13 protein-coding genes are annotated in these 18,269 nt (G+C 54.3%); 7 read left to right on the forward strand and 6 right to left on the reverse strand.

The annotated features are described in order from the left end of the window. Window positions 1-61: 61 nt before the first annotated feature. Window positions 62-1,342, forward strand: a complete 1,281-nt coding sequence (gene hemL, locus D9597_RS03210; protein WP_130221602.1) for a glutamate-1-semialdehyde 2,1-aminomutase — start codon at window positions 62-64, stop codon at window positions 1,340-1,342. A 440-nt stretch (window positions 1,343-1,782) separates the two neighbouring features. Here hemL and fhuB read toward each other — a convergent pair whose 3' ends face one another. The 6 genes from fhuB to hrpB all read right to left on the reverse strand — a co-directional run bounded on the left by fhuB (window position 1,783) and on the right by hrpB (window position 13,077). Further along, window positions 1,783-3,765: a Fe(3+)-hydroxamate ABC transporter permease FhuB gene (fhuB, locus tag D9597_RS03215; protein ID WP_130221603.1), complete on the reverse strand. Its 1,983-nt coding sequence runs from the start codon at window positions 3,763-3,765 to the stop codon at window positions 1,783-1,785. Next, window positions 3,762-4,652 carry a Fe(3+)-hydroxamate ABC transporter substrate-binding protein FhuD gene (gene fhuD / locus D9597_RS03220; protein ID WP_130221604.1) on the reverse strand — a complete coding sequence of 297 codons (891 nt, stop codon included), beginning with the start codon at window positions 4,650-4,652 and terminating at the stop codon, window positions 3,762-3,764. The genes fhuB and fhuD overlap by 4 nt, the downstream gene beginning before the upstream one ends. Then, a complete protein-coding gene (gene fhuC / locus D9597_RS03225; protein WP_001158929.1) occupies window positions 4,652-5,449 on the reverse strand; it encodes a Fe3+-hydroxamate ABC transporter ATP-binding protein FhuC in 798 nt (265 codons plus the stop codon). Before fhuC ends, fhuD begins: the two co-directional genes overlap by 1 nt. Window positions 5,450-5,499: 50 nt before the next feature. Beyond that, window positions 5,500-7,743, reverse strand: coding sequence for a ferrichrome porin FhuA (gene fhuA / locus D9597_RS03230; RefSeq protein WP_130221605.1), 2,244 nt, complete (start codon window positions 7,741-7,743; stop codon window positions 5,500-5,502). A 219-nt stretch (window positions 7,744-7,962) separates the two neighbouring features. Further along, a complete protein-coding gene (gene mrcB, locus D9597_RS03235; protein ID WP_130221606.1) occupies window positions 7,963-10,485 on the reverse strand; it encodes a bifunctional glycosyl transferase/transpeptidase in 2,523 nt (840 codons plus the stop codon). Between the two features lie 162 nt (window positions 10,486-10,647). Further along, window positions 10,648-13,077 carry an ATP-dependent helicase HrpB gene (gene hrpB, locus D9597_RS03240; RefSeq protein WP_130221607.1) on the reverse strand — a complete coding sequence of 810 codons (2,430 nt, stop codon included), beginning with the start codon at window positions 13,075-13,077 and terminating at the stop codon, window positions 10,648-10,650. Window positions 13,078-13,150: 73 nt separating this feature from the next. Between hrpB and thpR the strand changes: the two genes are divergently transcribed. The 6 genes from thpR (at window position 13,151) to folK (ending at window position 17,929) form a co-directional block, all read left to right on the forward strand. After that, window positions 13,151-13,681, forward strand: a complete 531-nt coding sequence (gene thpR / locus D9597_RS03245; RefSeq protein ID WP_130221608.1) for an RNA 2',3'-cyclic phosphodiesterase — start codon at window positions 13,151-13,153, stop codon at window positions 13,679-13,681. 14 nt (window positions 13,682-13,695) lie between these two features. Further along, window positions 13,696-14,400 carry a DNA/RNA nuclease SfsA gene (sfsA, locus tag D9597_RS03250; protein WP_130204989.1) on the forward strand — a complete coding sequence of 235 codons (705 nt, stop codon included), beginning with the start codon at window positions 13,696-13,698 and terminating at the stop codon, window positions 14,398-14,400. A gap of 177 nt (window positions 14,401-14,577) precedes the next feature. Further along, window positions 14,578-15,033 (forward strand): RNA polymerase-binding protein DksA, encoded by a 456-nt coding sequence (gene dksA, locus D9597_RS03255; protein WP_001155227.1) that lies wholly within the window; start codon window positions 14,578-14,580, stop codon window positions 15,031-15,033. Window positions 15,034-15,099: 66 nt separating this feature from the next. Then, window positions 15,100-15,996 (forward strand): tRNA glutamyl-Q(34) synthetase GluQRS, encoded by an 897-nt coding sequence (gene gluQRS / locus D9597_RS03260; RefSeq protein WP_205712903.1) that lies wholly within the window; start codon window positions 15,100-15,102, stop codon window positions 15,994-15,996. A gap of 59 nt (window positions 15,997-16,055) precedes the next feature. Further along, window positions 16,056-17,453 (forward strand): polynucleotide adenylyltransferase PcnB, encoded by a 1,398-nt coding sequence (gene pcnB, locus D9597_RS03265; RefSeq protein ID WP_205712856.1) that lies wholly within the window; start codon window positions 16,056-16,058, stop codon window positions 17,451-17,453. Beyond that, entirely contained in the window at window positions 17,450-17,929 is a 480-nt protein-coding gene (gene folK, locus D9597_RS03270) for a 2-amino-4-hydroxy-6-hydroxymethyldihydropteridine diphosphokinase (RefSeq protein ID WP_130221610.1), read from the forward strand. Before pcnB ends, folK begins: the two co-directional genes overlap by 4 nt. The last annotated feature ends 340 nt before the right edge of the window (window positions 17,930-18,269 follow it).

Genomic DNA, 18,269 nt, shown 5'->3' on the forward strand with positions numbered 1-18,269 from the left:
ACTTGTTATGAATAACCTAGAATAGCAGCCATTCACTTTTTCTACGAATCAGGAACCCTCCATGAGTAAGTCTGAAAATCTTTACAGCGCAGCGCGCGAGCTGATCCCTGGCGGTGTGAACTCTCCTGTTCGCGCCTTTACTGGCGTGGGCGGCACTCCACTGTTTATCGAAAAAGCGGACGGCGCTTATCTGTATGATGTTGATGGCAAAGCGTATATCGATTATGTCGGTTCCTGGGGGCCGATGGTGCTGGGCCATAACCATCCGGCGATCCGTAACGCAGTGATTGAAGCCGCCGAGCGCGGTCTGAGCTTTGGTGCGCCGACCGAAATGGAAGTGAAAATGGCGCAACTGGTGACCGAACTGGTGCCAACGATGGATATGGTGCGCATGGTGAACTCCGGCACCGAAGCGACAATGAGCGCCATCCGCCTGGCCCGTGGTTTTACTGGCCGTGACAAGATCATCAAATTCGAAGGTTGCTACCACGGTCATGCTGACTGCCTGCTGGTGAAAGCCGGTTCTGGCGCACTCACTTTAGGGCAGCCAAACTCACCGGGCGTTCCGGCAGATTTCGCCAAACATACCTTAACCTGTACTTATAACGATCTGGCCTCTGTACGCGCCGCGTTCGAACAGTACCCGCAAGAGATTGCCTGTATTATCGTCGAGCCGGTGGCAGGCAATATGAACTGTGTTCCACCGCTGCCAGAGTTCCTGCCAGGTCTGCGCGCGCTGTGCGACGAATTTGGCGCGTTGCTGATCATTGATGAAGTGATGACCGGTTTCCGCGTAGCGCTAGCTGGCGCACAGGATTATTACGGCGTGGTGCCAGATCTCACCTGTCTGGGCAAAATCATCGGTGGTGGAATGCCGGTAGGTGCCTTCGGCGGTCGTCGTGATGTGATGGATGCGCTGGCTCCGACTGGTCCGGTGTATCAGGCGGGTACGCTTTCCGGTAACCCGATTGCGATGGCCGCCGGTTTCGCCTGTCTGAATGAAGTCGCGCAGCCGGGCGTTCACGAGACACTGGATGAGCTGACAACACGTCTGGCAGAAGGTCTGCTGGAAGCGGCGGAAGAAGCGGGAATTCCGCTGGTTGTTAACCACGTTGGCGGCATGTTCGGTATTTTCTTTACCGACGCCGAGTCCGTAACATGCTACCAGGATGTGATGTCCTGTGACGTGGAACGCTTTAAGCGTTTCTTCCATATGATGCTGGACGAAGGTGTTTACCTGGCACCGTCAGCGTTTGAAGCGGGCTTTATGTCCGTGGCGCACAGCATGAAAGATATCAATAACACCATCGATGCTGCACGCCGGGTGTTTGCGAAGTTGTGATCCAGCATGGTTTGTCGGATGCGGCGTAAACGCCTTATCCGACCTGGAGTTCAGGGCCGTTTGTAGGCCCGATAAGGCGCACCAGCGTCGCATCGGGCATCGGTTGTCGGATGCGGCGTGAACGCCTTATCCGACCTACGGTTCGGGGCCGTTTGTAGGCCCGATAAGACGCGCCAGCGTTGCATCGGGCATGGTTTGTCGGATGCGGCGTGAACGCCTTATCCGACCTGGAGTTCAGGGCCGTTTGTAGGCCCGATAAGACGCGTCAGCGTCGCATCGGGCATTGTTTGCCGAATGCGGCATGGACGCCTTATCCGACCTGGAGTGCAGGACCGTTTGTAGGCCCGATAAGACGCGCCAGCGTCGCATCGGGCATTGTTTGTCGGATGTGGCATGAACGCCTTATCCGACCTGGGGTTCAGCGCCGTTATATGGAAAAATTAACGGCTCTGCTTTCTCAGCAAATAAATAAAATACGGTGCGCCGATAAACGTCGACAGCAGACCCGCCGGGATCTGGAATGGAAACAGCACCATCCGTCCACACCAGTCAGCGAACACCAGCAGTAATCCCCCCACCAGCGCTGAAATCACGATGTGCGGCATCGTCCGTCGAAAGCCCATCATCCGCGCGATATGCGGTGCCATCAGACCAACAAAACTCAACGGCCCGATGGTCATTGTCGCGGTCGCCGTCAGGCAAGCCGCTAACAGCAGCAGCGCAATTCGCGTCGGCGCCAGCGCCATCCCCACGGCTCGCGCGGTATCACCGCCCAGCGGTAAAATGGTCAGCCAGCGGCGACACAGCGGGGTAATCGCCAGCAAAATCACCATCACAATTCCGGTACGCCATACCTGCGCATCTGTCGCGTTGTAGGTCGAACCGGAAATCCAGGTCAACACTTGCGCCATTCGCGGGTCACCACTTGCCTGCAACATCATCAAAAGCATGGTGAACGCGGTACTTAAAGCCATCCCCGCCAGTAACATCCGGTGTGGGGAAAATCCGCCGCGTCCGGCGGCGATCATAATGATCAACAGCGTCACCGCAGCCCCGAGACTTCCCGCGGGTAACAGCCAGCCAAAGGCATTACCCGGCACCAGAAACAGCATTAACACCACGCCAAACGCCGCGCCGGAGCTAATCCCCAGCACTTCCGGGCTTGCCATCGGGTTTCCGGTCAGCCGCTGAATAATACAGCCCGCCACCGCCAGCATAACGCCCGCAAACAACGCCGCCATAATTCGCGGCCAGCGCCAGGGCATCAAATCCTCGAGCAACGCCCCGCTCGCCCACGTCCAGCCGTGCGCATCACGACCAAACGACAGCGCCACCACCACAGCCATCAACAGCAGCACGCCGCCCGCGAGGGCAAACGCCAGCACGTGTTGGCGTTCAGTCGCGACACGATCGTTGACCTTCATATCCGGCGCGCTAATGCTGCGTAAACGCGGCAGCAGCCACAGTAGCAGCGGCGCACCGATGAGCGCAGTGACCGAACCGGTAGAAACTTCCATCCACACGCGAGTCAGCCAGAGGATGATTTGATCAGAAAGCCACAGAATTAACGCACCAATCAGCGACGCCAGCATCAATCGTGGCAGCAGACGCCGCGCGCCCAGCATTTTCGCCAGCAACGGCGCGAACAAACCGATAAAGCCGATAATCCCCACCGCGTTCACCAGCAACGCACTGATGACTATCGCCAGCGACAGCGCAGCCAGACGCGCCAGCGACAAGGCCAGCCCGAGATTGCGCGCCACGCCATCATCAAGCCCCATCAGGGTTAACGGGCGAAGTAGCAGTAACGTCAGCATCACGCCGCCCAGCAGCTGCGGCCATAAACGCTCAACGCCGCCCCAGTCGGTTTGCGTCAGCGTTCCGGTGCTCCACAGGAACATGCTTTGCAGCTGGTCGTGATGGAAGATGACCAGTAACTGATTGATTGCCCCGCAATAAAGGCTCACCACCAGCCCCGCGAGGATCAGCGTTACCGGCGAAAGCCGTTTCCCCCACGCGACGCCAAAAACGATTAAGCCAACGACACAAGCGCCCGCCAGCGCAGCAAACTGGCTCGCCATCGCACCGGGGATCGCCCAGAGCGTAGTGACGGTAATCCCCAGTTGCGCGCCTGTAGCAACGCCCAACGTCGTCGGTTCCGCCAGCGGGTTACGCAGCACTTGCTGAAACAGCACGCCCACCAGCCCCAGGCCCGCGCCCACCAGCAGCGAAATCGCCAGACGCGGCAACAAGCTGTAGTGAAAAATCATCTGCTCGATGACATCGATATCCGGCGACCATGCAGCCTGCGCCCACTGGCTACGCGGCAGCGCTTGCGAAAAGTTCATCCAGGTGAGCGCCGCTGCGACAATCACCAGCAGCGCCAGCAATAACGCCGGGAAAAGCGCAATACGTTTACTCACGCTTTACCTCCGATGGCGTTATCCAGAATACGCACAAAGTGCATTGCCGAAAGCGTCGCGCCATAGAACCAGACTGCCGGAACGCGCTGAAAACGTCCGGCGCGGACAAACGGCATGGCCTGCCACAGCGGGGTTGCCATTAGCGCGTCCATCTCCTTGCTGTTGTCATGATCAAAACAGAGCACATCAACGTCTTTATACGCTGCCAGACGATCGATACTGACGGCGGTACTGCCCCAGAAGTTAGTTTCTCCCTGCCAGGCATTCACAATGCCGTATTCATCGAGGATTTCCTGGAACAGGCTGTTTGGACCGAAGACCAGCATATGGCGCGGATCAAGAAGCGACGTCAGCAATAACGGGCGCGCTCCACGCTTCACAAAGCGGGGTTTCATGCTGCGGATAAAGTCTTCATATTGCGCTAAATGCGTTTCTGCTGCGCTTTGCAGATTAAGTAAATCCGCCATTTCCGTCAGCGATTTACGCGCCATCACCAGCGGCTGTTTTCCGTCGCTGAAGTTAAATCCACGTCCCGGCGCAATGCGTGCCAGCATTTCTGGCGAAGGGCCATATCCCGCCGACCAGACCATAAACGATGGTTTCATTTCGGTCAGCAGTTCAAGGTTAGGTTCTGTGCGCAAACCAACGTCAATCACCGATTCAGGTAATGGTGGTTCGCTGACCCACAGGCGATAGTTAATGGTGTCCGCCACGCCGTAAGGTACGATGCCGAGCGCCAGCAGTAATTCCACCGGCAACCACTCCAGCGCCACAACGCGATGTGGATCAATAGCCGCCGCACGGGCGGTATTCATCTGCCATAGCAACGGAGAAAGCGCCATCGCCGTTAACAGTCGACGGCGCGAAATAAGAGGTAAACCGCTCATCAATAAACAAAACTCACAGGTGCAGCACCCGCCGGATGCGGCAAAATCCCCATCGGGATGCCATAAATCATTTCGAGGGTTTCGCCACGCATAATTTCCGCAGGCGTTCCCTGAGCAATCATTTCACCGCCGCGCAGGGCGACCAGATAATCACAGTAGCGCGCAGCCATATTAATATCGTGCAGCACGGCAATGACCGTCAGGCCACGTTCCTGACTTAAACGGTGCACCAGCGCCAGCACGTCAACCTGGTGGGCGATATCCAGCGCCGAGGTCGGTTCATCCAGCAGCAGGCAACGGCTATCCTGCGCCACCAGCATGGCGATCCACGCCCGCTGACGTTCGCCGCCAGAGAGACTATCGACCAGCCGATGCGCCAGCGGTTTTAAGCCAACCAGCGAAATCGCCTCTTCGACCTTTTCGCGATCAGCCGCGCCAAAGCGCCCCAGCGCGCCATGCCACGGGTAACGACCAATCGCCACCAGTTCACGCACGGTCATCCCTTCTGCCGGAGGAAGCTGCTGCGGCAAATAAGCCACTTTGCGGGCGAACGCTTTGCTGCTCCAGCTTTCCAACGGCTGGGCATCAAGAAGAATCTCACCTTCCGACGGCGGCTGATGACGACCAAGCATTTTGAGCAGAGTGGATTTACCAGAACCGTTGTGACCAATCAGACCGGTCACTTTTCCGGCAGGAAAGGTTAACGACAGCGGATGCAAAAGCGTGCGCCCTGGCACACGAAAGGAGATATTACGCAGTGCAAAAGTGGTATCGGAATGATTCGTGTATTCCTGCATAACAGCCAACTTGTGAAGCGGGCACGGAAATCCGTGCCCCAAAGAGAAAATTAGAAACGGAAGGTTGCGGTTGCAACGACCTGACGTTCTGCGCCCCAGAAGCAGCCATAGGTGTTAAAGCAGCTGGCGACGTATTCACGATCGAACAGGTTGTTAACATGCAGCGCTACGTTGGAGCCCGCCATGCCGACTCGCGCCAGATCATAACGCACTAACGCATCCACGACCGTATAACTTCCCACTTTAAAGGAGTTCGCCGGATCGCCGTAGCTGGAGCCAGTATAACGACCGCCAGTACCCAGCGTCAGACCTGAAAGTGGACCGTCAAAGAAGGTGTAATCAGCCCACAGAGAAGCCATGTGTTTTGGCACCTGCGCAGGTGTATTGCCTTTATAGGTAGTATCGGTGGTGTATTCTGCATCGGTGTAAGTATAAGAACCGACTACGTTAACACTCGCCGACAGCGCCGCTTTTGCTTCGATCTCAACGCCACGCGCACGGATCTCGCCACCTTCAACCGAGAAGAAGGAACCCTCAGGATCCGCCATCAGGTTGTTGGTTTTGGTGAGATTATACAGCGCGCCAGTCACCACAATTGGGCGATCTTCCGGTACGTATTTCACGCCGACTTCGTACTGCTTACCTTTAGACGGTGCGAAAATATTACCATCCTTCCCGACCTGTGAAGAAGGTTCAAACGATTCGCTATAGCTGAAGTACGGTGTTACGCCGTTATCAAACAGGTAGTTAACGCCACCACGCCAGGTGAACTGTTTGTCATCACGCTTGTCTGTCGTTCCCGCTACGCGGTTAAGAGATTCTTGATCTGCCCAGTCGTAACGACCGCCCAGAGTGACCAGCACTTTATCCCACTGCGCCTGATCCTGAACGTAAATACCCGTTTGCTTCTGCTTATTCAGAATACGGTACGGGCCGGAGTTTGCCGGATCTTTCGCATTGAAATCGAAATCGGTATTCACCGGATTGTACAGATCGAGCAGTGGCACAGAGTCGTCGTAACCAAACCAGGCGTTGATGTCATTACGCATACGCATAAAGTCGACACCGGTCAGCAGGGTATGGTCGATATCGCCAGTGGCGAATTTGCTTTGCAACTGGGTATCAACAGAGAAGTTTTGCAGCTTCTCATCATCAACGACGTATTTGCGCGCCAGATAATGGCCTTTATCCGCTGGCGCTAAAGCTGCACACTGTTGGCTGTAAGCATTCGCCGGATCGGAGCAGACGCCGTAACCATAAACGCTGTTTTGCGAGGTTTTGTTTTCAGCAAAGCGCAGGTTCTGGCGCACAGTAAAGGTGTCATTAAATTCGTGGTCGAAGCTGTAGCCAATCATCTTCTCATTACGAGAATAGGTGTTGTTCTTCGCCCCTTCATTAAAGTCTGTCGGCAGACGCTTACCGTTCGGCAGCGGCTCAACGGTTCCCTCTTTCGGCAACCAGCCGTAATAACCAGTTTCCGGTTCATTCTGGAAGTAAGAAAGGAAAGTGAAATTGGTTTTATCATCCGGACGCCAGGTGAACGCCGGTGCAATGGCATAACGCTGCTCTTCCGCCCCCTTTTGCTGGGCATTGGCAGAGCGCGCAAGACCGGTCAGACGATAAGAGTAAACGCCGTCATCATCCAGCGCATCGCTAAAGTCAAAACCGGTCTGGAACAGGCTGTCAGTCCCGGCTTTAAACTGCACTTCTTTCAACGGTTCGGTGGTCGGGCGCTTGCTGACCATGTTCAACAGGCCGCCTGGGCTGCTTTTCCCATAAAGCACAGATACCGGGCCACGCATGATTTCAGCGCGCTCCAGCATATACGGGTCGATAACCGCATCGTTATAGAAGTTGCCCTGCATCTTCAGGCCATTCAGATAGTTGTTCTGACTTTGGCCTTCCGCAGCAAAACCACGAATGATCAGGTGGTCATAGGTGTTGGATGCACCACGCGTACCCACTGAGACACCCGGCGTGTAACTGAGCGCTTCTTTTACTGACTTCGGCTGGTGCAGCGCCATCTCTTCAGCAGTCACAACAGAAATAGACTGTGGCACTTTTTGAATCGGCGTATCTGTTTTGGTACCGGTGGCGGATTGTCGCGCCGCAATAGTTGCAGCCGGACCCCATGCGCTTTCTTGCGGCGCAGGTGCAGCGGTAACGGTGATAGTGTCTTCTTTCGGTTCAACCGCTGCCTGTGCATAAACAGACATGCCGCTAACCGCTGTGGCTACTACAACTGCGATTTTACGCAGTGAGTGTTTTGGCTGAGCAGTTTTGGAACGCGCCATTGGTATATCTCTGATGTAAAGTGAATGATAACGTAAACGAGAATGATTATTATAAAGATAAGATAATATTCGAAACGCTGGCGGGTTCGCAAGCGGTACGCAATCTGAGCGTTCCTGAAGGGTTAATAAACAACCAGATGAAAAGAAAGGGTTAATACTTTGGGTGGGATGTTATTTTACCGGATGGCAACTCGCCATCCGGTATTTCACGTTTAGACGTTAATTACTACCAAACATATCCTTGATCCAGCCTGCCACGCCGTCGCTGTCTTTCTGCTGCTGTTGAGCAGGTTGCTGTTGCGGCTGTGAAGACTGATCAAACGGATTGCCTGACGGCTGCTGCTGTACCTCACTCTGCTGGCACAGCGATTGCGGATCGCTGGTCCAGACCGGCAAAGTACGCATACCACCGCTGCAAACAAAGTTACCGTCGTAATCCACGCCCATATCCACGATATCTTCCGGCGGTACAAGATTCAGCGGCGTTGGTGTCTGATTAGCCAGATAACGCTGGTAAATCGACATCGCCCCGCTGGCACCGTACAGCTTAGTCGGCTGGTTGTTATCGCGGCCTACCCAGGTGATGGTCACCGTGCTGCCATCAATGCCCGCAAACCAGGTATCAACGTTGTTGTTGGTAGTACCCGTTTTCCCTGCCAGATGCAGGTTCGGATATTTCGCCCCAAGCTGACGCCCTGTACCACGTTGCACCACTTGCTGCATGGTCCACAGCGTCAGATACGCCGCCTGCGCCGGAACTGCGCGTTCCGCCTGCGGGAAGCTCTGATACAGCACCTTACCATCTTCCGCGATTACCGAACGCAGTGCAGAAAGCGGCGCGCGGTTACCACCGCTGGCGATAGTCTGGAACGCCTGCGCCACTTCGATTGGCGTTAAGTTCAGCGCTCCCAGCAACATTGCCGGAACTGGATTCAACTGGTCTTTCGGCACGCCCAGTTTGATCCAGGTCTCCGTAACCGCAGGCAGCCCCAGCGCCATCCCCAGATTCACCGTCGGCACGTTCATCGAACGGGTCAACGCATCCACCAGCATCACTCTGCCGCTTTCGCTATAGCGACGATCATCGTTCTGCGGTGACCAGACCTGACCGTTCGGCTGACGCAGCGCGATTGGCGCATCGGCAATCCACGTATTCAGACGATAGATTTTCGGCTGGCTTAACGCCGTAAGATAAGTCGCTGGTTTTGCCAGTGAACCAATCGAACGACGTGCCTGCATCGCACGGTTGTAGCCCGCAAACTGCGGTTCAGCCCCCCCGACCATCGCACGGACTTCGCCACTAAAGCGATCAACGACGACAATCGCCGTTTCCAGATCGCTCAACTTACGCTGTTTCTTCAGTGCAGGAATGCCTTCTACGGCAGCTTTTTCTGCCGCATCCTGGGCCACTGAGTCAAAAGTAGTGAAGATCTTCACACCAGAGAGATCTTTCACCTTATCGCCCAGTTTCGCCTGCAACTCCTGACGCACCAGCTGCATAAAGGCTGGCTGCGGAGAGATTACTCCGCCGCGTGGCTGTACGCCCAGCGGTCGCGCACTCAGCATTTCATACAGTTCGCCGTCGATAATCTGCTGTTGTTGCAGCAAACGCAGCACCAGGTTACGTCGCTCCAGCGCCAGTTTCGGATTACGCCACGGGTTGTAGATCGACGCGCCTTTCACCATGCCAACTAACAGCGCCTGCTGGTCAAGGCTCAACTCTTCTACCGGGCGACCAAAGTAGTACAGGCTCGCCAGCGGGAAGCCACGAATTTCGTTGTCGCCGCTCTGACCGAGATACACCTCGTTCATATACAGCTCAAGAATGCGATCTTTGCTGTAACGCGCATCCATGATCAACGCCATATAGGCTTCGTTCGCTTTACGCCAGTAAGAACGTTCGCTGGAGAGGAACAGGTTTTTCACTAACTGTTGCGTCAGTGTACTCGCCCCCTGCACCGTGCGTCCGGCTGTCAGGTTCGCCAGCACCGCACGTCCAATGGAGTAGAGGCTGATGCCATCATGCTCGTAGAAATGACGGTCTTCTGTCGCCAGCAAGGTATCTACCAGCAAGTCCGGGAAACCACTGCGCGGCACAAACAGACGCTGCTCGCCGTTTGGCGAGGAGATCATGGTGATCAGGCGCGGATCAAGACGGAAGAAACCGAACTGACGGTTGTTCTCCATATTGACGATGGTCGCCAGATGATCACCATCAAAAGTCAGACGCGCACGCACCTGCCCTTCTTTACTGTCCGGGAAATCAAACGGACGGCGGATCATCTCAATGCTGTTGGCCTGCACGGTAAATTCGCCAGGACGGGTCATCTTCGACACCTGACGATACTGGGTCGCCTCCAGCAGTTTCACCATCTCGTTCTTGCTGATGGTCATATCTGGTTCAAGGTTAACCATTCGGCCATAGACCGCTGCTGGCAACTGCCAGACCTTGCCATCAATACGGCTACGAATTTTTTGATCGAGATAAACGCCGTAAATGGCGATCAGCACGGCAAAAACGATAGCCAGTTTTAGCAGCAGCCATAACCAGCCGCGTTTGCCACGAGGCTTACGCCCTTTTCCTTTGCCCTTTCCTTTGCGCGGCATCGGTTCTTCGTCCTCATAGTCATCATAATCGTCGTAATCATCGTCGTCTTCGTAACGACGACGGCTTACCTTTTGTTTGACTGGACGCGTCGGTTTCCCTTTGCGTCCAATTGGCTCGCGGTCATTCCCGGCCATGCTTTTTCTCCGCAATATTCAGGCGCAAAAGCCCGATTTTCTGTTCTTCTGTTGCAATACAGAAGAAGATATCTCTCAAAATGCTTTTCTCCCTCTCCCTATGGGAGAGGGCCGGGGTGAGGGCATCAGCGCGCACATTGCCCCTATGCCCGTTTACCAACCTTACGAATACTTTTTCGTCCGCCGCGTTGGTGCGGTATTCGCCGGGTCGTCCGGCCAGACGTGTTTGGGATAACGCCCTTTCATCTCCTTTTGCACCTCACGATACGCCCCTTTCCAGAAGGCCCCCAAATCACGCGTGATTTGCAGCGGCCTTTGGGCGGGTGAAAGTAACTCCAGCACCAGCGGCACACGCCCCTGGGCGATTGTCGGATTGGTGGCTTCGCCAAACATCTCCTGCATTCTTACTGCCAGCGCAGGCGGGTTATCTTCATGATAACGAATGGCGATCCGACTTCCCGTCGGCACAGTGTAATGCGCAGGCAGGGAACTCACCAGACGTTGCTGCATTCCCCAATCGAGTAATCCATGCAGCGCCTGGTAAATATCGACTGATTTCAGGCCACGTAGCGAATGTACACCGCTCATATGCGGCAACAACCACGTTTCAAGCGTCGCCAATAAACTCGCGTCATCGACCGCTGGCCAGTCATACTCTGGTAACCACTTTGCGGCACACAGCAAACGCAAGCGTAGTTGTTCCGCTTCCGGCGTCCAGTTAAGTACGCTTAGACCTTTATCGCGAATACCATTAAGCATTGCATGATGTAATTCATCTTCCGACGGTTTCGCCAGCGGCTGTACTTTTACTGTGAGCTGACCAATCTGCAACCGACGCCAGGCCTTCAGAGTACCTTGCGCATCATCCCATTCTACGGTGTCAGACTGCCGTAATAGCTGCGGGCAGCGATGTACTAACTCATCAATATCGACCGGCAGCGCCAGCAAAATCCGCGCATCCGGCGAGGCGCTGCCCTGCAATAATAACGGTGCGATCAGCCATTCGTGGCGGTTTAACGCGTCGTCGGCATCCAGCATCGCCCCCATGCCGTTCGCCAGTTGATAGCGACCATCTTGCCCACGCCGACGAGCAATACGATCGGCAAACGCTCGGGTGAGTAGCGGCGCAATAAGCGAACTGTCCTCCTCACCGCCGCGAACGTTTAAGCGTTTCAACAGTTGCTGACTACGTTGCTGCCAGGCTGGTTGATTACGCGAGAACGCCACGCCAAGATCGCCATTCCCCATCCGTGGCGGTTCTTCGAGTATGGCGGCAATTTTTGCGGCGGTAGCCGCTTCATCGTCGCTCTTCGCGCTCACCAGCATTGCCGCTAAACGCGGATCGTTACCCAGCGCCGCCATTTTTTGCCCTTGCGCACTAAGCCGTTCACCGTCCAGCGCCCCCAGCATGTGTAACAGACGTTTCGCCGCCTGTAGATTCACCGCTGGCGGGTGATCCAGCCAGTTCATCTGTGCCGGATCGCTACATCCCCATTGCAGTAATTCCATCAACAAACCGGAGAGATCGCTTTGTAAGATCTCCGGTTCACTTTGCGCTGCGGCGCGTTCCGCCTGCTCTTTAGCGATTAAATGCAGGCAAATACCCGGCTCCAGACGCCCGGCACGCCCGGCACGTTGCGTCATCGACGCCTGACTAACGCGCTGAGTGATCAACCGAGTAAGACCCGTACGCGGATCAAAGCGCGCTACCCTTTCCTGGGCGCAATCCACCACCAGACGGATACCTTCGATGGTTAGACTGGTTTCAGCGATGTTGGTCGCCAGCACCACTTTGCGCATTCCTTGCGGCGCAGGGAGGATAGCTTTTCGCTGATCGTTCAGCGACAACGCGCCATACAGTGGGCAGAGCAACACATCACTGCCGATGCGTGACGCCAGTTGTTCCTGCACGCGCTGAATTTCTCCGACGCCAGGTAAAAATAACAGTAATGACCCAGTTTCCTGGCGCAGCAATTCGGCGGTAGCGGCAGCTACTGCTTCGTCAAAGCGTTGGTGCGCAGGCAACGGCAAATAGCGGCGTTCCACCGGATACGAGCGCCCTTCGGAAACAACAACGGGCGCTTCTGGCAGCATCTGCTGCAAGCGATCGTTATCCAGCGTAGCCGACATAATTAGCAGCTTTAAGTCATCGCGCAGACCTTGTTGCACATCGAGTAACAACGCCAGCGCCAAATCCGCCTGCAAACTGCGTTCATGAAATTCATCGAGGATCACCAGCCCCACGCCGTTCAGTTCCGGGTCGCGCTGGATCATGCGCGTCAACACGCCTTCGGTGACCACTTCCAGACGAGTATTCGGCCCGACGCAGTTTTGCGCACGCATCCGGTAGCCAACTGTGTCGCCAGGCTTTTCGTTCAGCAGCTCCGCCAGGCGTTGCGCAACGTTACGCGCCGCCAGTCGACGTGGCTCCAGCAGGATGATTTTCCCGTGAATCCCTGAATGCGCCAGCAGTTGCAGCGGTAGCCAGGTCGATTTTCCGGCTCCGGTCGGCGCACTTAATAACACCTGCGGCGCATAATCGAGGGCGGCAAGTAATTCAGGTAAGACGGCTGCAACGGGTAACGACGACACAAAACGCTCCAGAGGGTTAACATTCTTCGCGCCACATTGTAGCATCGCGGTAATTCATAACCGAGTGCCTGACATGTCTGAACCGCAACGGCTGTTCTTTGCCATTGACCTACCTGCTGAAATCCGCGAACAGATTATTCACTGGCGCGCCGCACAGTTTCCACCTGAAGCGGGTCGCCCGGTTGCTGCTGAGAATTTGCATCTGACGTTGGCGTTTTTAGGCGAAGTAAGCGCAGACAAAGAGAAGGCGCTCTCACTGCTGGCCGGGCGAATTCGTCAACCCGGTTTTACACTCACGCTTGATGACGCAGGTCAGTGGCTGCGTTCACGCGTGATATGGTTGGGTATGCGCCAGCCGCCGCGCGGCTTAATCCAACTGGCGAATATGCTTCGTTCGCAGGCAGCACGCAGTGGTTGTTTTCAAAGCAATCGACCGTTTCATCCGCATATCACCTTATTGCGCGACGCCAGCGAGGCGGTAACAATCCCACCGCCTGGTTTTAACTGGTCATATGAGGTGAAGGAGTTCACTCTTTATGCTTCCTCGTTTGCCCGTGGGCGTACACGTTACACACCGCTCAAACGCTGGACGCTGACGCAATAACAAGGATTGTCATAATGGAATTTTCTCCTCCTTTACAGCGCGCCACGCTAATTCAGCGTTATAAACGCTTTTTAGCCGATGTGATCACACCTGATGGTCGTGAATTGACGCTACACTGCCCCAACACTGGCGCGATGACCGGTTGTGCAACGCCTGGCGATACCGTCTGGTATTCGACTTCCGACAATACAAAACGGAAATACCCGCACACCTGGGAATTAACCCAAAGCCAAAGCGGCGCATTTATTTGCGTTAATACGCTTTGGGCGAATAGATTGACGAAAGAGGCTATCCTTAATGGGGAAATTTCGGAGCTATCAGGCTATAGCTCGCTGAAAAGCGAAGTAAAATACGGTGCCGAGCGCAGTCGTATTGACCTCATGTTACAGGCGAGGTTTCGACCTGACTGCTATATTGAAGTGAAATCGGTTACGTTAGCGGAAAATGAGCAAGGTTACTTTCCCGATGCCGTTACCCAACGTGGGCAGAAACACCTTCGGGAGTTGATGAGCGTAGCGGCTGAAGGCCAACGTGCGGTGATTTTTTTCGCTGTACTGCATTCAGCCATTACACGGTTTTCACCCGCGCGCCACATCGATGAGAAATACGCGCAACTATTGTCAGAAGCACAACAGAGGGGAGTAGAAATTCTGGCTTATAAAGCGGAACTTTCTGCTGAAGGTATGGCTCTTAAAAAATCACTGCCTGTTACATTGTAGTAGTGTAAGTAACTGGTTAATTTACATTCTGGTCGCGTGCGCAAATACGCTTTTCCTCACACAGTTGTCAAGTGTTACGTTTAGATAATTGCTATCCGGAAAAGCATCTGCTATTTATAGCGGCCTCATTTTTCCCCCGAACATGGGGATCGATAGTGCGTGTTAAGGAGAAGCAACATGCAAGAAGGGCAAAACCGTAAAACATCGTCCCTGAGTATTCTCGCCATCGCTGGGGTGGAGCCATATCAGGAGAAGCCGGGCGAAGAGTATATGAACGAAGCCCAGCTGGCGCACTTCCGTCGTATTCTGGAAGCATGGCGTAATCAACTCAGGGATGAAGTCGATCGCACCGTTACACATATGCAGGATGAAGCAGCCAACTTCCCGGACCCGGTAGACCGTGCAGCCCAGGAAGAAGAGTTCAGCCTCGAACTGCGTAACCGCGATCGCGAGCGTAAGCTGATCAAAAAGATCGAGAAGACGCTGAAAAAAGTGGAAGACGAAGATTTCGGCTACTGCGAATCTTGCGGTGTTGAAATTGGTATTCGTCGTCTGGAAGCGCGCCCGACAGCCGATCTGTGCATCGACTGCAAAACGCTGGCTGAAATTCGCGAAAAACAGATGGCTGGCTAATTACAGCCGTTCCATCACGTTTACCACAGGCGGGAAATACTCCCGCCTTATTTTTTGTTCAAAGAGATGACAGACACACAGTATATTGGTCGCTTCGCCCCCTCTCCTTCCGGCGAGCTTCATTTTGGTTCTCTGATTGCCGCGCTTGGCAGCTATTTGCAGGCTCGCGCCCGGCAAGGTCGCTGGCTGGTACGCATTGAAGATATCGACCCGCCTCGTGAAGTTCCCGGTGCCGCAGAAACTATCCTGCGCCAGCTGGAACATTACGGCCTGCAATGGGACGGCGATGTTCTTTGGCAATCGCAACGTCACGACGCCTATCGCGAAGCACTCGCCTGGTTACATGAGCAAGGACTAAGTTATTACTGCACCTGCACGCGTGCGCGTATTCAAAGCATTGGCGGTATTTACGACGGTCATTGCCGAGCATTGCATCATGGACCAGACAACGCGGCTGTGCGTATTCGGCAGTTGTATCCGGTCATGCAGTTTACTGATCAACTACGCGGAATTATTCACGCCGACGAAAAACTGGCACGAGAAGATTTTATTATTCATCGTCGTGATGGTTTGTTTGCCTATAACCTGGCGGTGGTGGTCGATGATCACTTCCAGGGCGTCACAGAAATTGTTCGTGGGGCAGATTTAATTGAACCGACAGTGCGGCAAATCTCGCTGTACCAGCTTTTTGGCTGGCGGGTGCCAGATTACATTCATTTACCGCTGGCGCTAAACGCACAAGGCGCTAAACTTTCCAAGCAGAATCATGCGCCTGCGTTACCGAAAGGCGATCCGCGCCCGGTGTTAATCGCGGCACTTCATTTTCTGGGTCAGCAGGCAGAAGCGCACTGGCAGGATTACAGCGTAGAGCAAATCCTTCAGTCAGCCGTCAAAAACTGGACGCTGACCGCCGTGCCAGAGTCGGCAATTGTAAATTCAACATTCTCAAATGCGTCATGCTGAGCTATGATTAGCCGCTATTTTTTTGTCCTGAATGATGTTTGACACTACCGAGGTGTATTATTTTTACCCGAGTCGCTAATTTTTGCCGCAAGGTGTTGAGCCGCGAGGAGAGCGAAGCTGAACAGGCAGTCGCCCGTCCACAGGTGACGGTGATCCCGCGCGAGCAGCATGCTATTTCCCGCAAAGATATCAGTGAAAATGCCCTGAAGGTAATGTACAGGCTCAATAAAGCGGGATACGAAGCCTGGCTGGTTGGCGGCGGCGTACGCGACCTGTTACTTGGCAAAAAGCCGAAAGATTTTGACGTGACCACCAACGCCACGCCTGAGCAAGTGCGCAAACTGTTCCGTAATTGCCGCCTGGTAGGTCGCCGTTTCCGTCTGGCTCATGTGATGTTTGGCCCGGAAATTATCGAAGTCGCCACCTTCCGTGGTCACCACGAAGGCAACGTCAGCGACCGCACGACTTCTCAGCGCGGGCAAAACGGCATGTTGCTACGCGACAACATTTTCGGTTCCATCGAAGAAGACGCCCAGCGCCGCGATTTCACTATTAATAGTCTGTATTACAGCGTCGCGGATTTTACCGTCCGTGATTACGTTGGTGGCATGCAGGATCTGAAAGACGGTGTAATCCGCCTGATTGGTAACCCGGAAACGCGCTACCGTGAAGATCCGGTACGTATGCTGCGCGCAGTACGTTTTGCCGCGAAACTGGGGATGCGCATCAGCCCAGAAACCGCCGAGCCGATCCCACGCCTTGCTACTCTGCTCAACGATATTCCGCCAGCACGCCTGTTTGAAGAGTCTCTTAAACTGTTGCAAGCGGGCTACGGTTACGAAACCTATAAACTGCTGTGTGAATATAATCTGTTCCAGCCGCTGTTCCCGACCATTACCCGTTACTTCACGGAAAATGGCGACAGCCCAATGGAGCGGATCATTGAGCAGGTACTGAAGAATACCGATACGCGTATTCATAACGATATGCGCGTTAACCCGGCGTTTTTGTTTGCCGCCATGTTCTGGTATCCACTGCTGGAAACAGCACAGAAAATTGCTCAGGAAAGCGGCCTGACCTATCACGACGCCTTCGCGCTGGCGATGAACGATGTGCTGGACGAAGCCTGCCGTTCACTGGCGATCCCGAAACGTCTGACTACGCTAACTCGCGATATCTGGCAGTTGCAGCTGCGTATGTCCCGTCGTCAGGGCAAACGTGCATGGAAACTGCTGGAGCATCCGAAATTCCGCGCCGCCTACGACCTGCTGGCTCTGCGTGCTGAAGTGGAACGCAACGCCGAGCTGCAACGTCTGGCGAAATGGTGGGGTGAGTTCCAGGTTTCTGCGCCACCCGATCAAAAAGGGATGCTCAACGAGCTGGATGAAGATCCAACACCGCGCCGCCGTACTCGCCGTCCACGCAAACGCGCGCCGCGTCGCGAGGGTACCGCATGACGGTGGCGTATATTGCCATAGGCAGCAATCTGGCCTCTCCGCTGGAGCAGGTCAATGCTGCCGTGAACGCTTTAAGCAACATCCCCGCAAGCCATATCCTCGCCGTCTCCTCGTTTTACCGCACCCCACCGCTAGGACCGCAAGATCAACCCGATTACTTAAACGCAGCCGTGGCGCTGGAAACCTCTCTTGCACCTGAAGAGCTCCTCAATCACACACAGCGTATTGAGTTGCAGCAAGGTCGCGTCCGCAAAGCTGAACGCTGGGGACCACGCACGCTGGACCTCGACATTATGTTATTTGGTAATGAAACAATTAATACCGAACGACTCACCGTTCCGCACTACGATATAAAGAATCGTGGATTTATGCTGTGGCCGCTGTTTGAGATTGCGCCGGAGCTGGTTTTTCCTGATGGAACAACATTAGACAACTTATTACAAATAAATAAATACGATGAATTAGACAAGTGGTAATTAAATAGCCACTTGAATATAAATAAATTCTGAAAAATACTCCCCAACAATTGCAATCAATGCATTTTTAAGTTACAACCACAATTAATAATATATCCCCCCTCTTAACCTTCCCACCCCATACACTATTTTTTCAACTTTAGATATTTAGTTTTACTTAAAGATGAATTAAGTGGATATATAATTTTTATTATGCACAATATCCCCCCTAATGATGAGCAGATGTAACATTCGGTAAATTCAAGTCCTCATCATTAACAAACCAATCTTCCTAGTCTATCGGGCCTCCCCATGTGCGGACTCCCGATTGAAGTTAAACTCATGGAATATAATTCAAGGA

The sequence above is a fragment of the Escherichia sp. E13S3 genome (assembly GCF_004212325.1).
Lineage (GTDB): Bacteria > Pseudomonadota > Gammaproteobacteria > Enterobacterales > Enterobacteriaceae > Escherichia.

What these genes read in the sequence shown, in the direction of transcription:
- hemL (WP_130221602.1), top strand. Translation starts at nt 62, where the DNA reads ATGAGTAAGTCTGAAAATCTTTACAGCGCAGCGCGCGAGCTGATCCCT.
- sfsA (WP_130204989.1), top strand. Translation starts at nt 13,696, where the DNA reads ATGGAATTTTCTCCTCCTTTACAGCGCGCCACGCTAATTCAGCGTTAT.
- thpR (WP_130221608.1), top strand. Translation starts at nt 13,151, where the DNA reads ATGTCTGAACCGCAACGGCTGTTCTTTGCCATTGACCTACCTGCTGAA.
- fhuA (WP_130221605.1), bottom strand. Translation starts at nt 7,743, where the DNA reads ATGGCGCGTTCCAAAACTGCTCAGCCAAAACACTCACTGCGTAAAATC.
- mrcB (WP_130221606.1), bottom strand. Translation starts at nt 10,485, where the DNA reads ATGGCCGGGAATGACCGCGAGCCAATTGGACGCAAAGGGAAACCGACG.
- dksA (WP_001155227.1), top strand. Translation starts at nt 14,578, where the DNA reads ATGCAAGAAGGGCAAAACCGTAAAACATCGTCCCTGAGTATTCTCGCC.
- gluQRS (WP_205712903.1), top strand. Translation starts at nt 15,100, where the DNA reads ATGACAGACACACAGTATATTGGTCGCTTCGCCCCCTCTCCTTCCGGC.
- folK (WP_130221610.1), top strand. Translation starts at nt 17,450, where the DNA reads ATGACGGTGGCGTATATTGCCATAGGCAGCAATCTGGCCTCTCCGCTG.
- fhuD (WP_130221604.1), bottom strand. Translation starts at nt 4,652, where the DNA reads ATGAGCGGTTTACCTCTTATTTCGCGCCGTCGACTGTTAACGGCGATG.
- fhuC (WP_001158929.1), bottom strand. Translation starts at nt 5,449, where the DNA reads ATGCAGGAATACACGAATCATTCCGATACCACTTTTGCACTGCGTAAT.